This window comes from Nannocystis pusilla (assembly GCF_026626665.1).
GTDB lineage: Bacteria > Myxococcota_A > Polyangia > Nannocystales > Nannocystaceae > Nannocystis > Nannocystis pusilla.
This window is the reverse complement of sequence record NZ_JAPNKE010000002.1, coordinates 9,667,039-9,686,105: the sequence shown is the minus strand read 5'-3', so window position 1 is coordinate 9,686,105 and position 19,067 is coordinate 9,667,039. Positions and strand designations below refer to the sequence as shown.

The 19,067-nt window shown below is 72.6% G+C and carries 17 protein-coding genes and 3 pseudogenes; 4 read left to right on the top strand and 16 right to left on the bottom strand.

Going from position 1 to position 19,067, the window contains the following annotated elements; translation table 11 throughout:
• Positions 1–4: 4 nt before the first annotated feature.
• The 9 genes and pseudogenes from aroQ to OV079_RS42900 all read right to left on the bottom strand — a co-directional run bounded on the left by aroQ (position 5) and on the right by OV079_RS42900 (position 5,456).
• Positions 5–458: pseudogene (aroQ, locus tag OV079_RS42940) on the bottom strand (type II 3-dehydroquinate dehydratase).
• A 7-nt stretch (positions 459–465) separates the two neighbouring features.
• Positions 466–816, bottom strand: a complete 351-nt coding sequence (locus tag OV079_RS42935; RefSeq protein ID WP_267705099.1) for a roadblock/LC7 domain-containing protein — start codon at positions 814–816, stop codon at positions 466–468.
• 110 nt (positions 817–926) lie between these two features.
• On the bottom strand, positions 927–1,922 hold the full coding sequence (locus OV079_RS42930; protein ID WP_420829586.1) for a 3-dehydroquinate synthase: 996 nt from the start codon (positions 1,920–1,922) through the stop codon (positions 927–929).
• The gene (locus OV079_RS42925) at positions 1,922–2,092 is read right to left on the bottom strand and encodes a hypothetical protein (protein ID WP_267775513.1); all 171 of its coding nucleotides are present in this window, start codon (positions 2,090–2,092) and stop codon (positions 1,922–1,924) included. The genes OV079_RS42930 and OV079_RS42925 overlap by 1 nt, the downstream gene beginning before the upstream one ends.
• 8 nt (positions 2,093–2,100) lie before the next feature.
• Positions 2,101–2,667 (bottom strand): shikimate kinase, encoded by a 567-nt coding sequence (locus OV079_RS42920; RefSeq protein WP_267775512.1) that lies wholly within the window; start codon positions 2,665–2,667, stop codon positions 2,101–2,103.
• A gap of 17 nt (positions 2,668–2,684) precedes the next feature.
• Entirely contained in the window at positions 2,685–3,302 is a 618-nt protein-coding gene (gene pilO, locus OV079_RS42915; protein ID WP_267775510.1) for a type 4a pilus biogenesis protein PilO, read from the bottom strand.
• A 9-nt stretch (positions 3,303–3,311) separates the two neighbouring features.
• Positions 3,312–3,866 carry a hypothetical protein gene (locus OV079_RS42910; RefSeq protein WP_267775509.1) on the bottom strand — a complete coding sequence of 185 codons (555 nt, stop codon included), beginning with the start codon at positions 3,864–3,866 and terminating at the stop codon, positions 3,312–3,314.
• The gene (pilM, locus tag OV079_RS42905) at positions 3,863–4,909 is read right to left on the bottom strand and encodes a type IV pilus assembly protein PilM (protein ID WP_267775508.1); all 1,047 of its coding nucleotides are present in this window, start codon (positions 4,907–4,909) and stop codon (positions 3,863–3,865) included. Before pilM ends, OV079_RS42910 begins: the two co-directional genes overlap by 4 nt.
• A gap of 91 nt (positions 4,910–5,000) precedes the next feature.
• Complete coding sequence (locus tag OV079_RS42900) at positions 5,001–5,456, bottom strand: helix-turn-helix transcriptional regulator (RefSeq protein WP_267775507.1); 456 nt, start codon at positions 5,454–5,456, stop codon at positions 5,001–5,003.
• A 366-nt stretch (positions 5,457–5,822) separates the two neighbouring features.
• Between OV079_RS42900 and glpK the strand changes: the two genes are divergently transcribed.
• On the top strand, positions 5,823–7,307 hold the full coding sequence (glpK, locus tag OV079_RS42895) for a glycerol kinase GlpK (RefSeq protein WP_267775506.1): 1,485 nt from the start codon (positions 5,823–5,825) through the stop codon (positions 7,305–7,307).
• A 60-nt stretch (positions 7,308–7,367) separates the two neighbouring features.
• Here the strand turns inward: glpK and ppx are convergent, their stop codons facing one another.
• Entirely contained in the window at positions 7,368–8,885 is a 1,518-nt protein-coding gene (gene ppx / locus OV079_RS42890; protein WP_267775505.1) for an exopolyphosphatase, read from the bottom strand.
• 295 nt (positions 8,886–9,180) lie between these two features.
• Entirely contained in the window at positions 9,181–9,324 is a 144-nt protein-coding gene (locus OV079_RS42885) for a hypothetical protein (RefSeq protein WP_267775504.1), read from the bottom strand.
• 492 nt (positions 9,325–9,816) lie between these two features.
• Between OV079_RS42885 and OV079_RS42880 the strand changes: the two genes are divergently transcribed.
• Positions 9,817–11,655 carry a TolB family protein gene (locus OV079_RS42880; RefSeq protein ID WP_267775503.1) on the top strand — a complete coding sequence of 613 codons (1,839 nt, stop codon included), beginning with the start codon at positions 9,817–9,819 and terminating at the stop codon, positions 11,653–11,655.
• A 512-nt stretch (positions 11,656–12,167) separates the two neighbouring features.
• Here the strand turns inward: OV079_RS42880 and fmt are convergent.
• The 4 genes and pseudogenes from fmt to OV079_RS42865 form a co-directional block, all read right to left on the bottom strand.
• A pseudogene (gene fmt, locus OV079_RS59560) lies at positions 12,168–12,335 on the bottom strand (methionyl-tRNA formyltransferase); the annotation flags it as partial.
• Between the two features lie 113 nt (positions 12,336–12,448).
• A pseudogene (locus OV079_RS59555) lies at positions 12,449–12,991 on the bottom strand (methionyl-tRNA formyltransferase); the annotation flags it as partial.
• Between the two features lie 29 nt (positions 12,992–13,020).
• Entirely contained in the window at positions 13,021–14,286 is a 1,266-nt protein-coding gene (locus OV079_RS42870; RefSeq protein ID WP_267775500.1) for a hypothetical protein, read from the bottom strand.
• A 1,912-nt stretch (positions 14,287–16,198) separates the two neighbouring features.
• On the bottom strand, positions 16,199–17,110 hold the full coding sequence (locus OV079_RS42865) for a response regulator (RefSeq protein ID WP_267775498.1): 912 nt from the start codon (positions 17,108–17,110) through the stop codon (positions 16,199–16,201).
• Positions 17,111–17,285: 175 nt separating this feature from the next.
• Between OV079_RS42865 and OV079_RS42860 the strand changes: the two genes are divergently transcribed.
• Both OV079_RS42860 and OV079_RS42855 read left to right on the top strand, forming a co-directional pair.
• Positions 17,286–17,756 (top strand): DUF2147 domain-containing protein, encoded by a 471-nt coding sequence (locus tag OV079_RS42860; protein WP_267775496.1) that lies wholly within the window; start codon positions 17,286–17,288, stop codon positions 17,754–17,756.
• A 97-nt stretch (positions 17,757–17,853) separates the two neighbouring features.
• Complete coding sequence (locus tag OV079_RS42855) at positions 17,854–18,543, top strand: dienelactone hydrolase family protein (RefSeq protein ID WP_267775495.1); 690 nt, start codon at positions 17,854–17,856, stop codon at positions 18,541–18,543.
• A 74-nt stretch (positions 18,544–18,617) separates the two neighbouring features.
• Here OV079_RS42855 and OV079_RS59550 read toward each other — a convergent pair whose 3' ends face one another.
• On the bottom strand, positions 18,618–18,920 hold the full coding sequence (locus tag OV079_RS59550) for a hypothetical protein (protein WP_420829585.1): 303 nt from the start codon (positions 18,918–18,920) through the stop codon (positions 18,618–18,620).
• Between the last annotated feature and the right edge of the window lie 147 nt (positions 18,921–19,067).

The window sequence follows — 19,067 nt, the reverse complement described above, 5'->3', positions numbered from 1 at the left end:
TCGCTCACGACGGGCGGGCCGTGTGCTCGGCTACGAGGTAGCGCAGAGCGAGGTGATACGAGGCAGTGCCGAGGCCCATGATGACGCCGACACATGCTACGCCAGACAGGGATACCTGGCGCAAGCTCTCGCGGCGGTAGAGGTTGCTGAGGTGGACCTCGACCGCCGGCACGGGCACTCCACGCAGCGCGTCCTGGATGGCCACGCTCGTGTGTGTAGGCGCCCGGATTGATGATGATGCCGTCGGCGGTGCCGTACGCGGCGTGGATCCAGTCGAGGATCACGCCCTCGTGATTGCTCTGCCGGCAGGTCAACTCGGCTCCGAGTTCACCCGCCAGCGTCTGCAGCGAGGCGTCGAGCTGGGCCAAGGTCTGCGCGCCGTAGATGCCCGGTTCGCGCTGGCCCAGCAAGTTGAGGTTGGGCCCGTGAATCACGAGCACCCGCGGCGCCGCCGACATTCGCAGCCTACAGACTGGCGAGCAGGTCCGGCGCCGCGCTCTTCAGCACCCAGCGCCCCTTGCCGAAGCTCCCCGAGTCCTCCAGCAGCACGATCGTGAAGAACTCCTCGGACAGGCAGCGCACCAGCAGGGTGCCGCGCTCGGCCTTGATCGTGATGTCGGTGAGCGCGCCGAGGTCGAGCGCCTTCGTGGCCTTGAGCAGCTCGACGAACCGGAACGAGAACTCGGTCGCGATGCCCTCGATGTCAGCCCCGCTGCCGCCGTCGTACTGCTCGACGGCGATGCCATCAAAGCCCATCAGAATGGCGCCCTTGGCGCCCGGGATCTTGTCGACGATGGATTTGAGGGTGTCTTTCATGGTTGGCGCAGTCCTCGCGCGGGCCGCCAGGTTGGCAGAGCAAATCGGTTCTGGCAAGCCTCAACTCGGCCGCAAAACGGCCTTCACACTCGGTTGTCTCGGCCCTGCGCTCACTCCGCGGGCAATTGCGCCCGCTGCCGCAGGAGCCCCAGGATCTCGCGCGGCGTCAGCGGCAAGACCAGCGGCTCGCCCACCCGCGCCAACGCCACGTAACTCACGGTGCCGCCGACGCGCTTCTTGTCGACCGCGAGGGCGCGCTCGACGGCGGCGCCGCGATCCCCGGACAACCACGCGTCGAGATCTTGCGGCAAGCGCAGGCGAGCCAGCGCCTGCGTGACCATCGGCTCGAGCCCCGGCTCGGCGACGCCCTTGAGCTCCGAGACCCGCGCGGCCGCCCGCAACCCGAGCGCGACCGCGTCACCGTGCGGCACCTCGTAGTTCGAGGCGGCCTCGATCGCGTGCGCCATCGTGTGCCCGAGGTTGAGCAGCACCCGCCCCTTGCCCGCCTCGCCCTGCTCCCACGGGTCGCGGCCGATGCAGGCCGCCTTGAGGCCGACCGAGGTCGCCACCAAGGGGGTGATGACGTCGACGTCGCGGGCGTAGATCGCGTCCGCCCGCCCGAGCAGCTGCTCGAGGTGGTCGCCCGAGAACAGCAGGGCGTGCTTGAGCATCTCGGCCAGGCCCTGCGCGAGCTCGCGGTCGGGGAGCGAGCTCAGGACCTCGGGGTCGATGGCGACGAACAGCGGGAAGTGGAACACCCCGACCATGTTCTTGGCGCCGGGCAGGTCGACCGCGACCTTGCCCCCGACCGAGGCGTCGACCTGGGCCAGCAAGGAGGTCGGCACCTGGACGATCGGGATGCCGCGCATGAAGAGCGCCGCGGCCAGACCCGAGAGGTCGCCGACGACGCCGCCGCCGAGCGCCACCACGGCGTCCCGTCGACTGAGACCGCCGGAGATCATCTGCTCGAGCACGCCGAGCAGCGACGGCATGTTCTTGTGCACCTCGCCCGCAGGAACGACGATCGGCACGACCTGGAAGCCGTGCGCCTCGAGGGCCGAGCGCGCCGCGGCGCCGTGCAGCCGGGCCACGTTGGCGTCGGTGATCAGCGCGACCGAATTGCCCCGCCGAGCCGCTGCCGCAGCTCCGTGCCGATCCGCGACAACATGCCGCGGCCGATGAGCACCGGATAATTGCGGCTCTCGGCCGGGACGTGGACGTCGAGCACCAGGGGCCGAGGGCGCTTGCGTTGACTGGATGACCCGCTGTCTTGCATGCAGGACCTCAGGGGATGCGGAGGCTGGTGGACAGCGCCGTCAGCAACCGGTGCGCCACATCTTGCGGCGGTCCGTTGCCGTCGACAACTCCGTCCGCTTCCTCATACGCCGACCTCCGCTTGTCAAGGAGCTCGCGGACGCGCGCCGCGACCGCGCCCTCGTCCGACCCGAGCAGCGGGCGCCCGCCGATCGCGGTGGCGCTCAGTCGGCGCGCCAACTCGGCCGCCGGGACGTCGAGGAAGAACACGACGCCCGCTTCGCGCATGGCCGCGCGGTTGGCCGGGTCGACGACGAGCCCGCCGCCCGCGGCGACCACGACGGTGCGCGAGCGAAAGCCGGGCTCGGCGACCAGGAGCTGCAAGGCGGCCCTTTCGCAACGGCGGAAGTGCGACTCGCCGCCGGCGAACAGCGCGGGGATCGCCGCGCCGAAGATCCGCTCGATGCGACGGTCGAGGTCGATGAACGGCGCGCCCCACAGCGCGGCGACGATCGGCCCGACGGTCGACTTGCCGGCGCCCATCATCCCGGTGAGGAAGAGCGGTCGTTGCGGATCGTCTGCACGGCGTGAATTCATGGCGGTGAGAGAGCTCATCAGCGTATCGCAGGGACCTGGGCCGGCGCCGTCGGTCGCGCAGGCGGCTCGGCGAGCTCGGCGCGGACCCGCAGCGCGCCGGCGCGACAGGAGATCTCCAGCGCCTCGCCGGCGTCGGGCCAGCGCAGCACGAGGTCGTCGATGACGACGGTCTCGGGTAAGGCAGCGAGCTCGGCGACGAAGGCGAGCAGCGCGTCCCAGCTGCCGCGGGCGTCGACCCGCACCGGCGAACGCACGCCCCACTCGCCCGCGGGCTCGTCGGGCAGCGGCTGCCAGCGATCGATGTCGAGGCCCGACGCGCGCGCCACTTCGGGGACGATGAAGAGAAGGTCGGCCCGGTCGCCCGCAGCGCCGGGGGTCGCAGCCAGCGCCCGCGACAGCGCCTCCTCGTCGACGGCCAGCGCCGCGGCGAAGCTGTGCTGCTCGTCCAGCTCCTGCGCGACCTGGCGCTGCCGCGCCTCGGCGGCCGCGAGCTCGTTGCTGGCGGCGAGCAGGTCGGCGCGGGCCGGCCCGTAGAAGAGCACGTAGCCGACGATCGCCGTGACGCTGGCGCCGAGCACCCAGACGAGGAGCGTCTGCAGGACCGACAGGCGCGTGAGGCTCTCGGGCGACAGCACGGGGACGTCTCACTCGTTCGGCGCGGCCTCGAGGTCGAGGCGGAAGCGCAGGCCGCCGTCGGCGGTGCGGGCGTATTCTGGCCCATAGGACAGGTGGAACTTCGCCTCGCGGCGGACGCGGGCGACGAACTCGGTGAGCGCGGCGACGTCGCGGGCGAGGCCCTCGACCCGCCAGACGCCGAGGTGAACGGCGTGCGCTTCGAGCGGCCGCAGCGCCGCGCCGGCGGGCTCGAACAGCGCCGCGAACGCTGCGAGCGCGGCCGCCGGGGCGCCGCGGGCCTCCTGCAGCCGCGCCAGCGCTTCCTGGCGGATCCGCAGCACCCGCTGGCGCTCGGCCAGCGCCGGGTTGTCGCGCTTCTTCTCGAGCCGCCGGGTCACCACCGTCACCTCGGCCGCGCGCTCGCGCAGCTCGGCCGCACGCGCGCCGTGGCTGGCGATCCACGCGTAGCCGGTGGCGAGCACCGCGGCCCAGCCGAGCAGCATCGCGCCGCCGAGCACCGCGCCGCTGCGCAGCCGCAGGCGTCGCCGCCGCTGGGCCTTCGGCAGGAGGTTGATGCGGATCAAGGCGAGTCGTCCTCCCGCCGCAGCGCCAGCCCGAAGGCCAGCGCCGCGGCCGCGCCCTCGGCCGCGAGCGCGGCCGCGTCGACGCCGGCGTCGACCGCCAGGCGAGCGAACGGCTCGACGCGCTGCACCGCCGCCCCGAGGCGTTCGCCCAGCGCCGGCGCGAGCGTCGGCGTGGCCGCGGCGCCGCCGGCCAGGTAGATGCGCGACAGCGGCTCGGCGACCGTCGAGTCGAGGAAGAACGCGAGCGAGCGCTGGACCTCGCCGGCGATCGCCTGTGACACCGGGAGGAGCACCTCGGCGAGGCGGGCCGCGACCTCGGGCTCGGCGGCCGCGCGCCGCTTCAACGCCTCGGCCTCGCTCGCGCTCGCGCCCGTAGCTCGCTGGATCGCCGCGTCGTAGTCGCGCCCGCCGGCGCCGAAGTCGCGCCCGTACGCCGGCACCCCGTCGGCGACGATCGTGATCGTGGACGTCGACGCGCCGACCGCCAGCACCGCCGCAGTCTCGCCGCCGACCAGGCCGTGGGCCGCCTCGACGCAGTTGTGCAGCGCGAACGCGGCGGCGTCGACGACCACGGGCCGCAGCCCGCAGTCCTGGGCGACGCGCAGGCGCTGGCGGACGATGTCGTGCTTGGCCGCCACGAGCAGCACCTCGATCTCGCCCGTGGCCGGGTTCTCGCGCAAGATCGTGTGGTCGACCAGCACCTCGCCGCGCTGCTGCGGCGCGACGATCTGGTCGGCCTCCCACGCGATCTGGGCGACCAGCGCCTCGGGCCTGAGCTGCGGCACCGCGAAGCGCTTGATGATGACGCCGTTCCCCGCGACCGCGAGGGCGACGTCGCGGCCGAGCGGTCGCACGCGCGCGAGCACGCGCCGGACCGCGGCGACCGTCGCGTCGTGGTCGACGACCTGGCCGTCCTCGATGCAACCTGGGGCCAGCGGCTCGACGCCGAAGCGAGCGACCCGCAGACCCGAGCGGGCCTGTCGCAGTTGCACGAGGCGGACCGCGGAGGTGCCGAGGTCGAGGCCGAAGCAGCGCCTGGTCATGCGTTTAGCGCCGCCTCGCGTGCGGCGGGCCGCGACGCGGGCTCGCGGGGCGGGGAGTGTTGGACCGGCGCGATGCGGCCGCGAACGCGGCTCAACCCTGGTCGATGTCGGGGCCGAACACTTGCTCGCGCGCCGAGGGGCTGAGCCCGAGCGCCTCGAGGATCTTGCGCTTGGTATCCATGCGGCATGGACATCCCGACTCCACGCGGTCGATGGTTAGCGGGCTGACGCCGGCACGTCGCGCGAGCTCGGCCTTGCTCATCATGGCGGCCTGGCGCAGCTTGCGGACGTTGTTGGGCTGCACGCCGCCCTTGGCCTTCGCGCCCGCGGCCCCCGACTCGGTGGTGGCGGCCTTGCGGGCTCGCTTCGGCGCCGGCGCTTCGACCTCGGAGGTGTTCGCGGCCGCGGGCTCGCCGACCTCGTCGCCTTCGTCTGCCTCGCGCTCGCGCGGCGCCGCGTCGGGGCGGGTGTACAGCTCGGCTGTGTCCGCGGGAGCGGCTTGCTGCGGCGGCGGAGCTGGAAGCTCCTGCTTCGGGGTCGCGGTCATGGGGCTGGCCGGTCGGGCTACGCTTTCCTACACATTGTCAGCCCCGGCAAGGGGTTCGTCAACGTGGCGGAACCGTCTCAGTGATACGTAAGTGAATGTTAGTGATAGGGATTTGATAGGTCTTTGTAGCGATCCGAGCGATGCCCGTCACCGCCCCATCCGGCTAGGTAAAACGCCTCTGAAGGGTGCTGCGGGGCCACAGGTCGCGGTCCACGACACATGTGCGATTTTGCCCATTCGCGGGGTCGCCGCGCGCGCGTCCACGCACGCGAGGGGTCCGGGCAGATCTCCCTGGGTCGGGCCGGCCAATGCCGAGGCCGCCGGCCCGGGCGCCGCGATGCGCGCAGGTGATACGCTCCCGGCGCCGTGACCACCGCAGACTTGATCCTCGCCATCGACCAGGGGACCACCGGCAGCACCTGCTTGCTCGTCGACCCGCAGCTCCGCGTGCTGGCGCGCGCGACTCGGGAGTTCCCACAGCACTTTCCGCAGCCGGGGTGGGTCGAGCACGACCCCGAAGAGCTGTACGCGTCGGTCCTCGCCGCTGTCGCCGAGGTGCTGCAGACGAGCGGCGTGGCGCCGGCGCGGATCGCCGCCATCGGCATCACCAACCAGCGCGAGACCAGCCTGCTGTGGGGCCGGCGCGACGGACGACCGCTGCACCGCGCGCTCGTGTGGCAGGACCGCCGCACCGCCGACACCTGCGAGACGCTCCGCGCCGCCGGCCACGAGGACCTCATCCGCGCGCGCACCGGGCTGCTGCTCGACCCCTACTTCTCGGCGACCAAGCTGGCGTGGGTCCTCGACCACGTGCCCGGCGCCCGCGCGCGCGCCGAGGCAGGCGAACTACAGGCCGGCACCATCGACACCTACCTCGTGTGGCGGCTGACCGCCGGCGCCGCGCACGTGTCGGAGCCGAGCAACGCCTCGCGCACGCTGCTCTGGCCGCTCAAGGGCGGCGGCTGGGACGAGGAGCTGTGCGCTCTGCTGCGGGTGCCGTCGGCGATCTTGCCGCGCGTCCTCCCGTGCACCGCCCGCTTCGGCGAGACCCGCGGCGTGCCCGGCCTGCCGGACGGCATCCCGATCCACGGCATCGCCGGTGACCAGCAGTCGGCGCTGTTCGGCCAGGCCTGCTTCGGGCCCGGCGAGGCCAAGTGCACCTACGGCACCGGCGCCTTCGCCGTGCTCAACACCGGCGACACCCCGGTCGCCTCGCGCCACGGCCTCCTCACCACCGTCGGCTGGCAGATCGGCGAGCGCACCACCTACTGCCTCGAGGGCAGCGCCTTCATGGCCGGCGCGGTCGTGCAGTGGCTGCGCGACGGCCTCGGCTTCGTCGTCAAGGCCAGCGAGATCGAGGCGCTCGCCGCCAGCGTCCCGGACAGCGGCGGCGTCGTCCTCGTGCCTGCGCACGCGGGCCTCGGCGCGCCCTACTGGCGGCCGCACGCGCGCGGCCTGATCAGCGGCATCACCCGCGGCACCACCCGCGCGCACATCGCTCGCGCCGCGCTCGAGGGCATCGCCTTGCAGATCGCCGACCTGCTCCGCGCCATGAGCGCCGACATCGGTGCCCCGCTCAAGGCGCTCAAGGTCGACGGCGGGGCCGCGGCCAACGACCTCCTCATGCAGCTGCAGGCCGACCTCCTCGGCGTCCCGATCGCCCGCCCCACCATGCTCGAGGCCACCGCGCTCGGCGCCGTCTTCCTCGCCGGCCTCGGCGTCGGCGTGTGGTCCGACACCACCGCCCTCGCGGCCGCCTGGCAGCAGGACCGCGCCTTCACCCCGAACCCGCCGACCACCGCCCTGGCGACCCTGCGCAGCAACTGGGAGCGCGCGGTCGCCCTGGCCTGAAGGACATGCCCTGAAAGCCAGACGCGCTGGTCCGTCGCTCGTGGCGGACCGGGCGGCGCGTCAGCGAACGCGGAGCTCGAAGCCGATCTCGCGCAGCTTCTCGGCCTCTTCGACCAGGTCGGCGAAGGTCAGCGGATGGGCCTCGATCCAGTCGGGGAGGAACCCGAGCTCGAGCGCGCCGCGGCGGGCCGTCGCGGTGAACGGCGGCAGCGGCGTCGGGCTGCGGCTGCGGGCCAGGCGGAGCGCGACGCGCAGGCAGATCGTCAGCGACTTGGCGAGCTCGGCCTCGCTGTTCGGCAGGCCGGCGAACACCTCGCGCGTGAGGCGCTTGCGCTGGCCGAGCAGCATCGCCGCCAGCAGCTCCTGATCGGCGCGCGAGAAGCCCGGCATGTCGGAGTTGGCGACCAGGTACGCGCTGTGCTTGTGGTAGCCGGAGAACGCGACCGACAGCCCGATCTCGTGCAGGCGCGCGGCCCAGCCGACCAGCTGTTGCCCGAACTCCGGGTCGAGGCCCCAGGCCTCGCGCACCTGGTGGAAGCAGTGCAGCGCCAGGCGCTCGACGCGGCCGGCCTGGGCCGTGTCCACGTTGTAGCGCTGGCACAGCTGGCGGATCGTCTGGTCGCGCACGTCTTCGTGGCGGATCCGGCCCAGCAGGTCGTACAGCAGCCCCTCGCGCATCGACCCCGTCGAGATCGCCATGTGCTCGATCTGCAGGCCCTCGAACAGCGCCAGCAGGATCGCCACCCCGCCCGGCAGCACCGGCGCGCGGTCGGCCTGCACCCCCGACAGTCCCGCCCCCTTGTTGATGGTGCCGGCGGCGATCAGCGCCTTCTTCAGCTGGCGCAGCCCGGCCGCCGTGATCCCGCGGTCGCTCCAGCCGTTGGCGCGCAGGATCGCGTCGACCGCCGTGATCGTGCCCGACGAGCCGACGCAGTTCTCCCAGTTCGCCTCGAGGTAGCGGCGCTCGAACGGCTCGAGCTTGAGGCGGGCGGCGATCTCGGCCTTGCGGAAGTCCTCCGCGCGGATCTTGCCGTCGACGAAGAAGCGCAGGCTGTAGCCGACGCAGCCCATGCCGAGGCTGTCCATGCGGACCGGTTCGAAGCGCTCGCCGACGATCAGCTCCGTGCTGCCGCCGCCGATGTCGATCACCAGGCGACGGCCGCGGTCGTCGGACAGCGTGTGCGACACCCCGAGGTAGATCAGGCGCGCCTCTTCGCTGCCGGCGATGATGTCGATCGGGTGACCGAGCGCCGCCTGGGCCTGGGCGAGGAACGCCTTGGCGTTGCCGGCCTGGCGCATCGCGCTGGTGCCCACGGCTCGCACGCGGCCCTCGGGGAAATCGCGCAGCCGCTGGCCGAAGCGCTCGAGGCAGGCGAGCGCGCGCTCCTGCACCTTGTCGGTCAGCTCGTGGTGCTCGTCGAGCCCGGCGGCCAGGGCCACGCGCTCGCGCAGGCGGTCGATGATGTGGAAGTGGGTGTCGTCGACGACCCGGCCGACCACCATATGAAAGCTGTTCGAGCCCAGGTCGACCGCGGCGACGCTGTCGGAATCGGTGACCGGCGTTGTCGGCTCGTTCATCGCGGTGGGCGACCATACGGCCGCGCATCCCGGCGCGCAAGCGCGACGAGCGGCGGCGACGGTCCGGCACCTTACGTGACTGCCACGGTCATCGCATCCGCCAGACCGCGTGCGATCGGCGCGGCCGCGAACGTTCACGTGCGGCGGGCGGCCGAGGCTTCTCGGGCCCGGTCGTTCAGCGCATCACGACGAGGACGACATGCCGACCTCGCGCAGGACGACCTCATGAAAGAAGGCTGGCGACACCCGCGCGGGCCGATGAAGTGAAAGCAGCGCGGGAGACGGCAGAGGCCGCTCAGTCGGCCTCACCGAGCACGACTTCGCCCGGCGTGGGCACCGGGCTGTCGCTGTCCGACTCGGCGGTCGCGTTGGCGGCGGAATCGGCCGCGCCGTCGGGCGTCGGCGGCAGCTCCGACGTGGCGGCCGGGCTGGCGGGCACTTCGGGCGTCGGCGGCAGCTCGGCGGCTGGCCCGATGACCAGGTCGAGGTCGGCGTCGGGCGCGGCGAACTTGCGCCACGACAGCTCGAGCGTCAGCTTGCCGCTTCCCCTTGTCGGACGCCGCCAGCGAGAAGCCGACCACCCCGCGCGGTCCGAGGACCACCTGCTCCGCCCCGCGATGGACGCGGACCGACCCCGACTTGAGCGCCGTCACCAGTTGTTCGAGGTAGGCGATGACGTGAGGCACCTCGACCGCGCCGTCGATCTTCAATCCCTGGCGTGAGCTCTTCATCTCCGGGCTCCTCCCACGATTTGGCCGGGGAGGTCACCTTGCCACGGTCGATTTGTCGCAGCAAGGCGCCGGCTGGCGGGCCGAGCGGGGCGGCCGAAACCGGCATGTTTCGCCCGTCGTCTTGTGCGAAGCTCGCGCTCATGGCTGGCTCCCCCGACCGCTCCGCCTCTCCCGACCGTTCCGCGAGCGACCTCGACGTCTTGCGCCGCAGTCACCGCGGCAAGTTCGTCGCGCTCGCCGCCCTGCTCGCCACCGCCGGCGGGCTCGTGTGGTGGAACCAGCGCCCCAAGCCGATCGGCAACGACGAGCAGGCCGAGCGGGTCCTCGTCGTCCCGGCCGCCAACTGGCGCTACAAGCCGTACCTCGAGAAGTGGGGCTTCGTCGCGCAGGAGGGCCGGCTCAAGACAATGGTCGACGAGCTGCACGAGAAGCTCCCCGAGGCCAAAGAGGACGGGCCGGCGGCCGTGCTCAAGCTGGCCGACTGGGCCGGCTTCGCCTTCGTCGCCTTCGAAGATCCGGCCGCGCTCGACTTCGGCGGCCTCGACATCGAGGGCGGCGTCCCGACCTTCGAGAAGCACCACCGCTTCGCCGTCGTCAGCGCCGGTGACTACGCCTTCCCGCACAAGCTCACCGTCAACGCCGAGCCGTCGAAGTTCATGAACGGCCCCGAGCTCGACCTGCTGAGCGCCCTGTTCGCCCAGGAGCCGCTCGCCAGCACCCTGCGCGACGACCCCAAGAACGGCCCCGACATCATCGTCCTGCGCACCAAGGTCCAGGAGGGCATCGACGCCATCGACGCCATCAAGGCCGCCGAGGCCACCGTCGCCAAGATCGCCGACAAGGCCCGCGCCCTGCTCGTCGACAAGGAGCAGGCCGATCCCAAGCCGACCCTCGTCGGCGGCGTGCAGGAGAGCGTCCACCCGATCGCCCTCGCCGACGGCGGCATCCTCCTGCTCACGCGCAAGGCCAACTTCTCGAGCAGCACCGGCTTCAACGCCGACCTCGAGCTCGATCGCACCGAGCAATTCTTCTATATCCCCGCCGGCGCCGACCCCGTCGAAGGCCGCGTCCCGTGCACCGGCCTGCTCGGCGGCTCGCTCGAAGTCAGCGGCCGCGTCCTGCTGGTCCGCAACTCGCCGCAAGGCGACGCCCTCCTGCTCCACGACGGCGGGCGCTCGCGGCTGTTCAAGCTCGGCAGCGGCGGCTGCAACTTCTCCGAGCTCGGCGAGATCACGGTCCCGATCCCGCGCGGCGACAACCCGGGCGAGCCGCACGCCAGCGGCCGCGTCGCCCGGGTCTACGACGACAACGGCGAGAGCGCCGTCTCGCTCGTCAAGCCCGGCGACCAGGTCGCGAGCGACCTCGTACGCACCAGCAAGCTCTCGCTCTCGCTGCCCGTGTGGCTCGACGACCAGGTCCTCGTCGGCACCGGCCGCGACACCATCGCCGACGGCACCGGCGCCTACCGGCAGGCCCTCTTCTTCTACGCCGCCGACCGCCCCGACACCGCGCTGCGCATCGACGCCCAGAACTTCGACGCCGCCGACGGCCTGGCGAGCGTCGCCTGGGTCCCGCCCGGGCCGCAGGGCGCGCGCCTGCTCGTGCAGGCGTGGAGCTCCGGCGGCGGCGAGCGCCTGTTCCGGGTCGACGCGCCCGCGCCCGCGGCCAAGCTGTTCGCCGACGCCGTCAGCGCGGCCGACAAGACCCCGACCTCGGCCGAGGTGCGCGACGGCATGGAGCCGCGGATCATCCCGATCGACACCCGCGACTGGACCTTCACCCCGATCCTCAACGAGTTCGAGACCTACGACGCGGCCGTCTCGCCCGACGGCCGCCTGGTCGCCTTCAGCAGCGACAGCGAGATCCACGTCGTCCTGCTCGCCGGCGGCCCCGTGCGCACGTTGACCCGCAACGAGCTCCAGGACCACACGCCGATGTTCACCGCCGACAGCAAGACGGTCCTGTTCCGCACCCGCTTCCCGATCGAGAAGACCAACTGGACCCTGTCCACCGCCCGCACGGTCCCCGCCGGCGAGTGAGCCGAAAGAGCATGGCGCGAAGGACATGTCCCTTCGCGCATGCTCTTGAAGACATCCTCGGTCGCCTCGACCGCGCCCCTCGCCTCAGCGCGCCGGCCGTCGCCGGTGTCTCGTAGGCGTGGACGCGACCTCCGTATGCGACCGACGCGGTGATGCACGCTGGCCGGAGCGAAGTCGTTCACAGGGGTCGAAGCCGGCGGGCTGTCCGCGACAGAGTCTCGACGTCGACTGCCCCAGCGCTTGCGAGCATGACGGGACGTCCGTGTGCGAGCGCCGTGGTGATGCCGCTCGCCTGCTCCGCGGTGGTCGGCCCGCGCTCCGCTGCCTCCGACCGAACGCATGCCCGCCACCGCTCGAACCGCCGGCGGCGCGCCGCCTGTCCCGCGGGACATCCCGCGCCTCACTCCGTCTCGGAGCGCGGAGGCGTCGAGAACCCTTCCCCCTTTAAAAGACTTGCCGGCGGCGTAGGCCTGCGCTGGCATGCGCTTGGCGCCGGCGGCCTGGACCTCGGCGATCCGCACCACCCCTTCGCCGCACGCCACGTGCAGCCCGGCGCGGTCGACCGCCAGGACCTCGCCGGGGTTCGCGCCCTCGGGCCGGGGCAGCGGTGACGGCCCGGCCCGGTACAGCTTGACCGGCGTCCCCTCGCGCCCCGTGACCGCGGCCGGCCACGGGTCCATCCCGCGCACGTGGTTGATGACATGTCCCGAAGACCATGTCCAATCGACCACCCTTCCTCCTTGCGCAGGATCGGCGCCAGCGTCGCCAGCGACGGATCTTGCGGCGTCGGCGGCGGCACGTCCGGGAACTCGCCGAGGAACGCCGCCAGCAGATCGCCGCCGAGAGTGGCTAGCCGAAGAAACAGCTCGCCGCTCGTCTCCTCCGGATCGATCGGCGTCCGCGCCGCGCGGAACACCGGCCCGGTGTCGAGCCCCTCTTCCATCTGCATGATGGCCACCCCGGTCTCGCGGTCGCCGGCCAGCACCGCGCGCTGGATCGGCGCCGCCCCGCGCCAGCGCGGCAGCAGCGACGCGTGCACGTTGATGCAGCCGTGGCGCGGCACCTCGAGGATCGCGCGCGGCAAGATCCGCCCGTACGCCGTCACCACGATCACGTCGGGCGTCAGCGCCTGCAGCTGGGCCGCGAGCGTCCCGTCGCGCACCTTGACCGGCTGACTGACCGGCACCCCCAGGCGCAGCGCCGCCTCCTTCACCGCCGGCGGCATCAGCTTGCGCCCGCGCCCCGCCGGCTTGTCCGGCTGCGTCACCGCCAGTACCAGCTCGCACGTACGAGCCACCGCCTCGAGGCTCGGCACCGCAAAGTCGGGCGAGCCCATGAACACCGCACGAAGCCGCGAAGATCCGCTCACGTCGCCCCGATCTGCGCCAGATAGGCGCTGTGCAGCGCGTCGTCGGAGAGCACGTCGCGCGCCTCGTCGAGGGCCGCCAGCAGCTCCTCGATCTCCTCTGCCAACTCGACCCGACTGTCGGGCTCGAGGCTCTCGCAGAACGTCGCAGACAGATCTGCATGCGCGCGCAGCACCTCGGCCCGCGACGCCTCGCGCGGCAGCCCGAGCAGCGCGAAGTAGTCGCTCTCGCGCGCCAGTCGCAGGCGCTCGCGCACTCGCTGGCGATCCAGCGCCGTCAAGGTCGCCGCCGGATCGTCGATCTCCGGCGCCAGGTGCCCCAGCAGCTCGAGCACGTACACCACCGCGCGAATCACCGCTTCGTCGGCCACCGCCGCCGCGACCAGCTCGCCGACCCGGGTCTGGCCGTCGAAGCGCTCGGTCACGGCCGCCACCGCCGGCCAGCGCAGCTCCGCCGCCAGCGCCTCCGGCCCCGCGAACGCCAGACGCGGCTTGCGGTCGTCGTTCACGGCCACGCGCAACTGCGACAGCGTCGACCCGCGCTGGACCCCGCCGGCGATCATCGCCGCCAGCGGCACGCCGAGCTCGACCGCCACCGCCGGTGATTCACCCGGCCACAGGCCCCACGCCACGCTCCCGCTCTCGGCGATCCGCTCGACGATCCGCCGCACCGGCTCCCGCAGCGCCTCCCGCATCTCCTGCGGTTTGATTAAACCCGACTGGGCCAGGCGTTCGACGTCGCGTCGCGGGTCGCCGGTGCCCCAGCGCGCCGCCAGCTCGAGGTGCGTCGGGCTCAGCAGCCCGCGCGCGGCCAGGCGACCCAGCACCGACTCGCCGGCAGCAACGCTCGCGCCGCCGATCACCTGTCCCTCCGACCACCACAGACGTCGCTCCGGCGCGCCGCTGGCCGCCACCCGCAGCCCGCCCGTGAACCGCTCGCGGCGCAGCTCGGCCAACAGCGACGGCGCGTCCGATTCGCCGCGTGCCTGGGCCCCCGCCAGCGACGACTCGCTCTCGACGCTACCTGTCTCCGGGGACAGCCGCGGCTGCTCCTCGGCGCGCGGCTGCTCTGCGACCGGAGCTCGTCCTGCAGCGAGAGACAGCTCCTCGGTGAGCGAGCGCCCGCCGTGCCTCCCCGACCGCGCGCCGACTCCCTTCATGTCCTCATGAACATGTCGATCCGGCCATGTCTCTTGCGACAGCTCGACCTTCACCGGCGCGGTCCGGTCGGACGAGCGGCGCGACCAGTGGCGCGCAGGCAACACGAGCGTCGCCTCCTCGGCTCCGCGCCCGCCTGGTTCGCCGTCCTCTCCAGCCCGCTCCACCTCGCGCGCGGGCTCCGCAAATCGCCCCGCACCTGTCTCTCGAGCCAGCCCCTCGCCCTCCGCGAACCGTCCCCGTCGAAAATCAGTGGCGCGAGCCAACCCCTCGCCCTCGGCCAACCGTCGCGAATCCGTCTCTCCTGCCAGCCCTTCGCCCCCCGCGGACCGTCCCCGCCTCGTATCCGTCTCTCGAGCCAGACCTTCGTCCCCCGCGAACCGTCCCCGCCTCGCATCCGTCTCTCCTGCCAGCCCTTCGCCTTCGGCGAACCGACCCCGTCTCGCATCCGTCTTGCGAGCCAGCCCTTCGCCCCCCGCGAACCGTCCCCGTCTCGCATCCGTCTCTCGAGCCGGCCCCTCGCCCTCCGCGAACCGTCCCCGTCGCGCAGTCTCCTCGCGAGACCCTCCGGCTCCGCTCGCCGCGGGCCCATCGCCCACCGCACCTGTCCCGCGAGACAGGCGCACATCCTGCCCACCCGTGTGGCCTCCGCGATCCAGCTCCTGAGCAGGCTCGTCGAAGCGCTGCGCGAGACCCCGGCGCTCGGGCGTCTGCGGTGCATCCGCAGCTCCTTCTTCATCGACCGCGAACCGCCCCACGCGACGGCCTCCGCTCGCGTCCTCCTCGCGCCCGCGCCGGCCGAGGTCGAACCGCGAGTTCGGTCGCTCGCTCCGGGGCGCTTCCGTCGCCGCTGCCTCGTCGACCGCGAACCGGCCCGCGCCGCGACCTCTCGCCTCCTCGCGCCCCGTTCGTCCGAGCTCGGACCTCGTGCCCGATCGATCTGCCTGCGGTCGCGCTGCCGGCAACTCGGTCGTCCCCTCGCCGTCGACAGCGAAGCGTCCGCGCCGACGCGTTCCCTCCGGCAGCGCAGCTCCTTCCACAGATCCGGCACGCGAGCGCTCGTCTCGCCGCCACGCGTCGCCGCGCGCATCGCCCTGCCCAGGCTTCACCGCCCCGGCCGGCTCCATCCCCGCGACTTCCGCGGCTTGCGGAGCCTGCAGTCGCGGCCGCTCGCGCACCAGCTCCTCCGTCCGCTCGCTGCGCCCGGCACCTGTCCCTTGCGCCAGCCCCTGCGGCTCCTCGCCTGGCGAGCCCCATGGGCCTCGCCGCCCGCCTGTCCCTTGCGACAGCCGCTCCGGCTCCTCGGACCGCGCCAGATTCGGCTCGGTGCTCCACGAGCGCCGCCGCTCACCTGTCCCTTGCGCCAGGTCTCCCGACTCCGCGCTCCAAGCACCGCGTCGCCCACCTGCCCCTTGGGCCAGCTCATCCGACTCCGCGCCTCGAAAACCGCGTCGCCCACCTGCCCCTTGAGCCAGCTCCTCCGGCTCCGCGCTCCGCGAGCCTGACCCTTGAGCCAGCTCCTCCGGCTCCGCGTTCCGCGAGCTCGGCCCAACTGTCCCTTGCGCCAGCTCCCCTCGTCCCGCGCTCCGCAAATCCGGCGGCCGCCCTCTTGCGCAAGTTCCTCCGGCTCCGAAGTCCGCCTTCCTTGCGCCGGCTCCTCGGCCCGCGAGCTCCAAGAACCTCGCTGCCCGCCTGCCCCTCGAGCCAGCTCCTCCGGCTCCGCGCCCCGCGAGCTCCGTGTCCCTTGCGCCAGCTCGGCGCCGTCTTCGCCTCGACGCGCCGAGGGTGCACCAGCGTCCGGCCGAGGCGCCACGCCAGCGAGCCCTTTGCCCGCCCGCGGCCGAGTGCCACGCGTCAGCTCGATCGTCTCCTCGACGCGTCCTGCGCCGGAGTCGACCTCGTCCTCGCCCTGCAGGCCACGCGACGAACCTGTCCCTCGCGCCAGCTCACCGCGGTGTCCGCCGCCCTGCGACCGCCACGAGCCCTGTCCACCACCTGTCTCTCGAGACAGCTCGCTCGTCACGCCGAGCCGACCTGCCTCCGCCGGATCATCGGGCGGCGCCTCGTCCACCGCCCGCCCCTGTCGCTTCGACCAGGTCTTTGGGACAGCTCCCCCTCCGCCGCCTCGCGCGAAGCCGGCCGCGACTCGCCCCATCGGCTCGCGCGGGCCTTGCGAACGTCCTCGCGCGCCGCGGTGGCGACCGAGGCCGTATGCTCGCTGTGGGCCTCTGCAGGGGCCTGCGGGCCCGACTCCGGCGAGATCTCCCCGTCGCGCGAAAACGTGAGCTCGCTTCGGGTCGCCCGACGACCGACCCGCGATTCGTTCGTCGGGGGCAGCCGCTGGGTCGGCTCGCGCAGCAGCTCGAGTTCGCCGCTGTCGTGCTCTGGGTCGACGTCGGGAACGGCGTCCAGGCCCATCGCCTCGAGATCGATCCCGTCGCGATGGCCGTCGACCGACTCTTCGCGGGTCTCGAGTCGGGCCGCCAGCACCTCGAGCGTGTGATGCAGACGACTGAGGACCGGGTCGCTGCGAACGGGGCGAGGAGCGGGCGAGGCCTCGCGGATCTCGGGCCGCGCTGCGCCTGCGGGCGGTCCAGCGAGCTCGGCCAGCGCCGCCTTGAGCTCTGCCTCGTCGACCGGCGCCTCGAGGAAGCGGTCGGCCCCGAGCTCGAGCACCGCGGCGAGGTCACGCGTCTCGCCTTGCAGGCGCCCGTAGAGCAGCACCGGGATGCCCATCGTCTCGGGCCGCTCGCGCAACGCCTGCACCAGCCCGCTCGCGCCGGCGGAGCCGAGGCAGACGATGACCGCTGCCGGGCTGGGGTTTTGCGCGGCGCGCAGGACCAGCTTGCGCTCGCGGACCGGGACCACCGTGTAGCCCAGGTCTTGCACGCGAGGGACCAGTTCGCCCCGGTGGGCACGGTCGCCCGTCATGAGGATCTCCGGACCCACGGCGACGGGAGTGTACTCCAGTCCCTATGCGCGGCGACGCACCCGGGGCCCGGCGATCCGGGGGACAATTTCTTCCAGGGGTGCCTGAAGCGGCGCGCCCGGCGAGCGTCTCCCCTGTCACCTTCCCGCAACCGACCAAATCAGCCAGGATCTCACCATGCACCTCAAGTCCGCTCGCACGTCCCTGCGCCCCGTGAAATCCGTGTTCGCCGCGCTGTTGGCCGCGGTCATGTCCGCCTCGGCGACCGCCTACGCCTTCTTCTCCGCCAGCGATTCACCCATCGGGAGCTGGAAGACGATCGACGACGAGACCGGTGAGACGAAGTCCATCGTCAAGATCTACGAGGTCGACGGCAAGATCTACGGCCGCGTCGACCGCCTCCTCCTCAAGCCCGGCGCGCTGTGCGATCAGTGCGAGGGCGACGATCACAACAAGCCCATCGAGGGCATGGTGGTCATGTGGGGTCTGTCGGCCGACGACGGCGAGTGGAGCGGCGGCAAGATCTTCGACCCGCAGAAGAACAAGACCTACCGCTGCAAGATCTGGCTCGAGGATGGCGGTCGCAAGCTCAAGGTGCGCGGCTACCTCGGCCCGTTCTTCCGCACCCAGACCTGGATCCGTCAATAACTCCCTTCGCGGGGTGCGCACCGCCGGTCGCATCCTGCGCCTGAGGCCGCCGCTGGCGGCCTTTGTCGCGACGCGCGCGGCCCCTACCATGGTCGCCATGGAACATGGCCGAGCGATCAGCTTCCCCCGCCCCGACGGACAGGACGCCCCTGGCGTGCTGTTCTCCGCCGCCGACGGCGCTCCCGGCGTCGTCCTCATTCAGGAGTGGTGGGGCATCAACGACCAGATCCGCCGCGTCGGCCAGCGCCTCGCCGACGCCGGCTATCGCGTCCTGATCCCCGACCTCTACCGCGGCCGCGCCACCGCCGTCGCCGACGAGGCCAAGCACCTCATGACCGGCCTCGACTTCGGCGAGGCGCTGAGCGACATCGCCGGCGCCCTCACCTGTCTCAAGGGACAGGACCCTTCGACCAGGGTCGGCATCGTCGGCTTCTGCCTCGGCGGCGCCCTCACCCTCGCCTCGCTCTGCAACGTCCCCGGCTTCGCCGCCGGCGTCTGCTACTACGGCATCCCCGGCGCCAGCGCCGACGCCAGCAAGCTGCTCGCCCCGCTGCAGGCTCACTTCGCCGAGTTCGACGACTGGTGCACCCCCGACGCCGTCCGCGCCCTCGAGGACGAGCTGCGCGCCGGCACCACCGAGTACGAGCTCTACCGCTACAGCGCCCAGCACGCCTTCTTCAACGACGCCCGCCCCGAGGTCTACGATCCGGTCGCCGCCGCCGAGTCGTGGCGCCGCTCGCTCGACTTCTTCCACCGCCACCTCGGCGGCCCGCAGCCGGCTGTCTGATCGAACAGGTCTAAAAAGACAGCCCTCGGGGCGCTAGGCGTCGGAGGTGCGCGACCGCATCCGGCGCCACGCGCTCAGATCAGCGACTGCGGGTCGACATCCACGTTCGCCATCGTCTTGAACTCCCCGCTGCCCGCCTCGCCGAGGCGGGGCCGCAGCTGTCGCAGCAACCAGCGCAGCGGAGGCCGGCTGCTCGCGCGGATGAGCATCTGCCAGCGCACGCGGCGGTTCACCCGCTCGATGAGCGATGCCTTCGGCCCCAGCAGTTGCACCGGCGGCGGCGCCTCGGCGCTCCCCGGCTCCTCCGCGTGCTTGCGCCGCACCTCTTCCGCGGCCGCGCGGATGACCACCGCCAGCTCCTCCGCGCGCCGCTGCACCGCCACCTGGTCCGGCCCCGAGATCCGCACCAGCGCCAGGTGGCCGAACGGCGGGTTGTGGAGCTCGCGGCGCTTGTCGAGCTCCCACGCCGCGAACGCCTCGAAGTCGTGCTCGGCCGCGAACGCGATCGCCGGGTTCTTGATCCC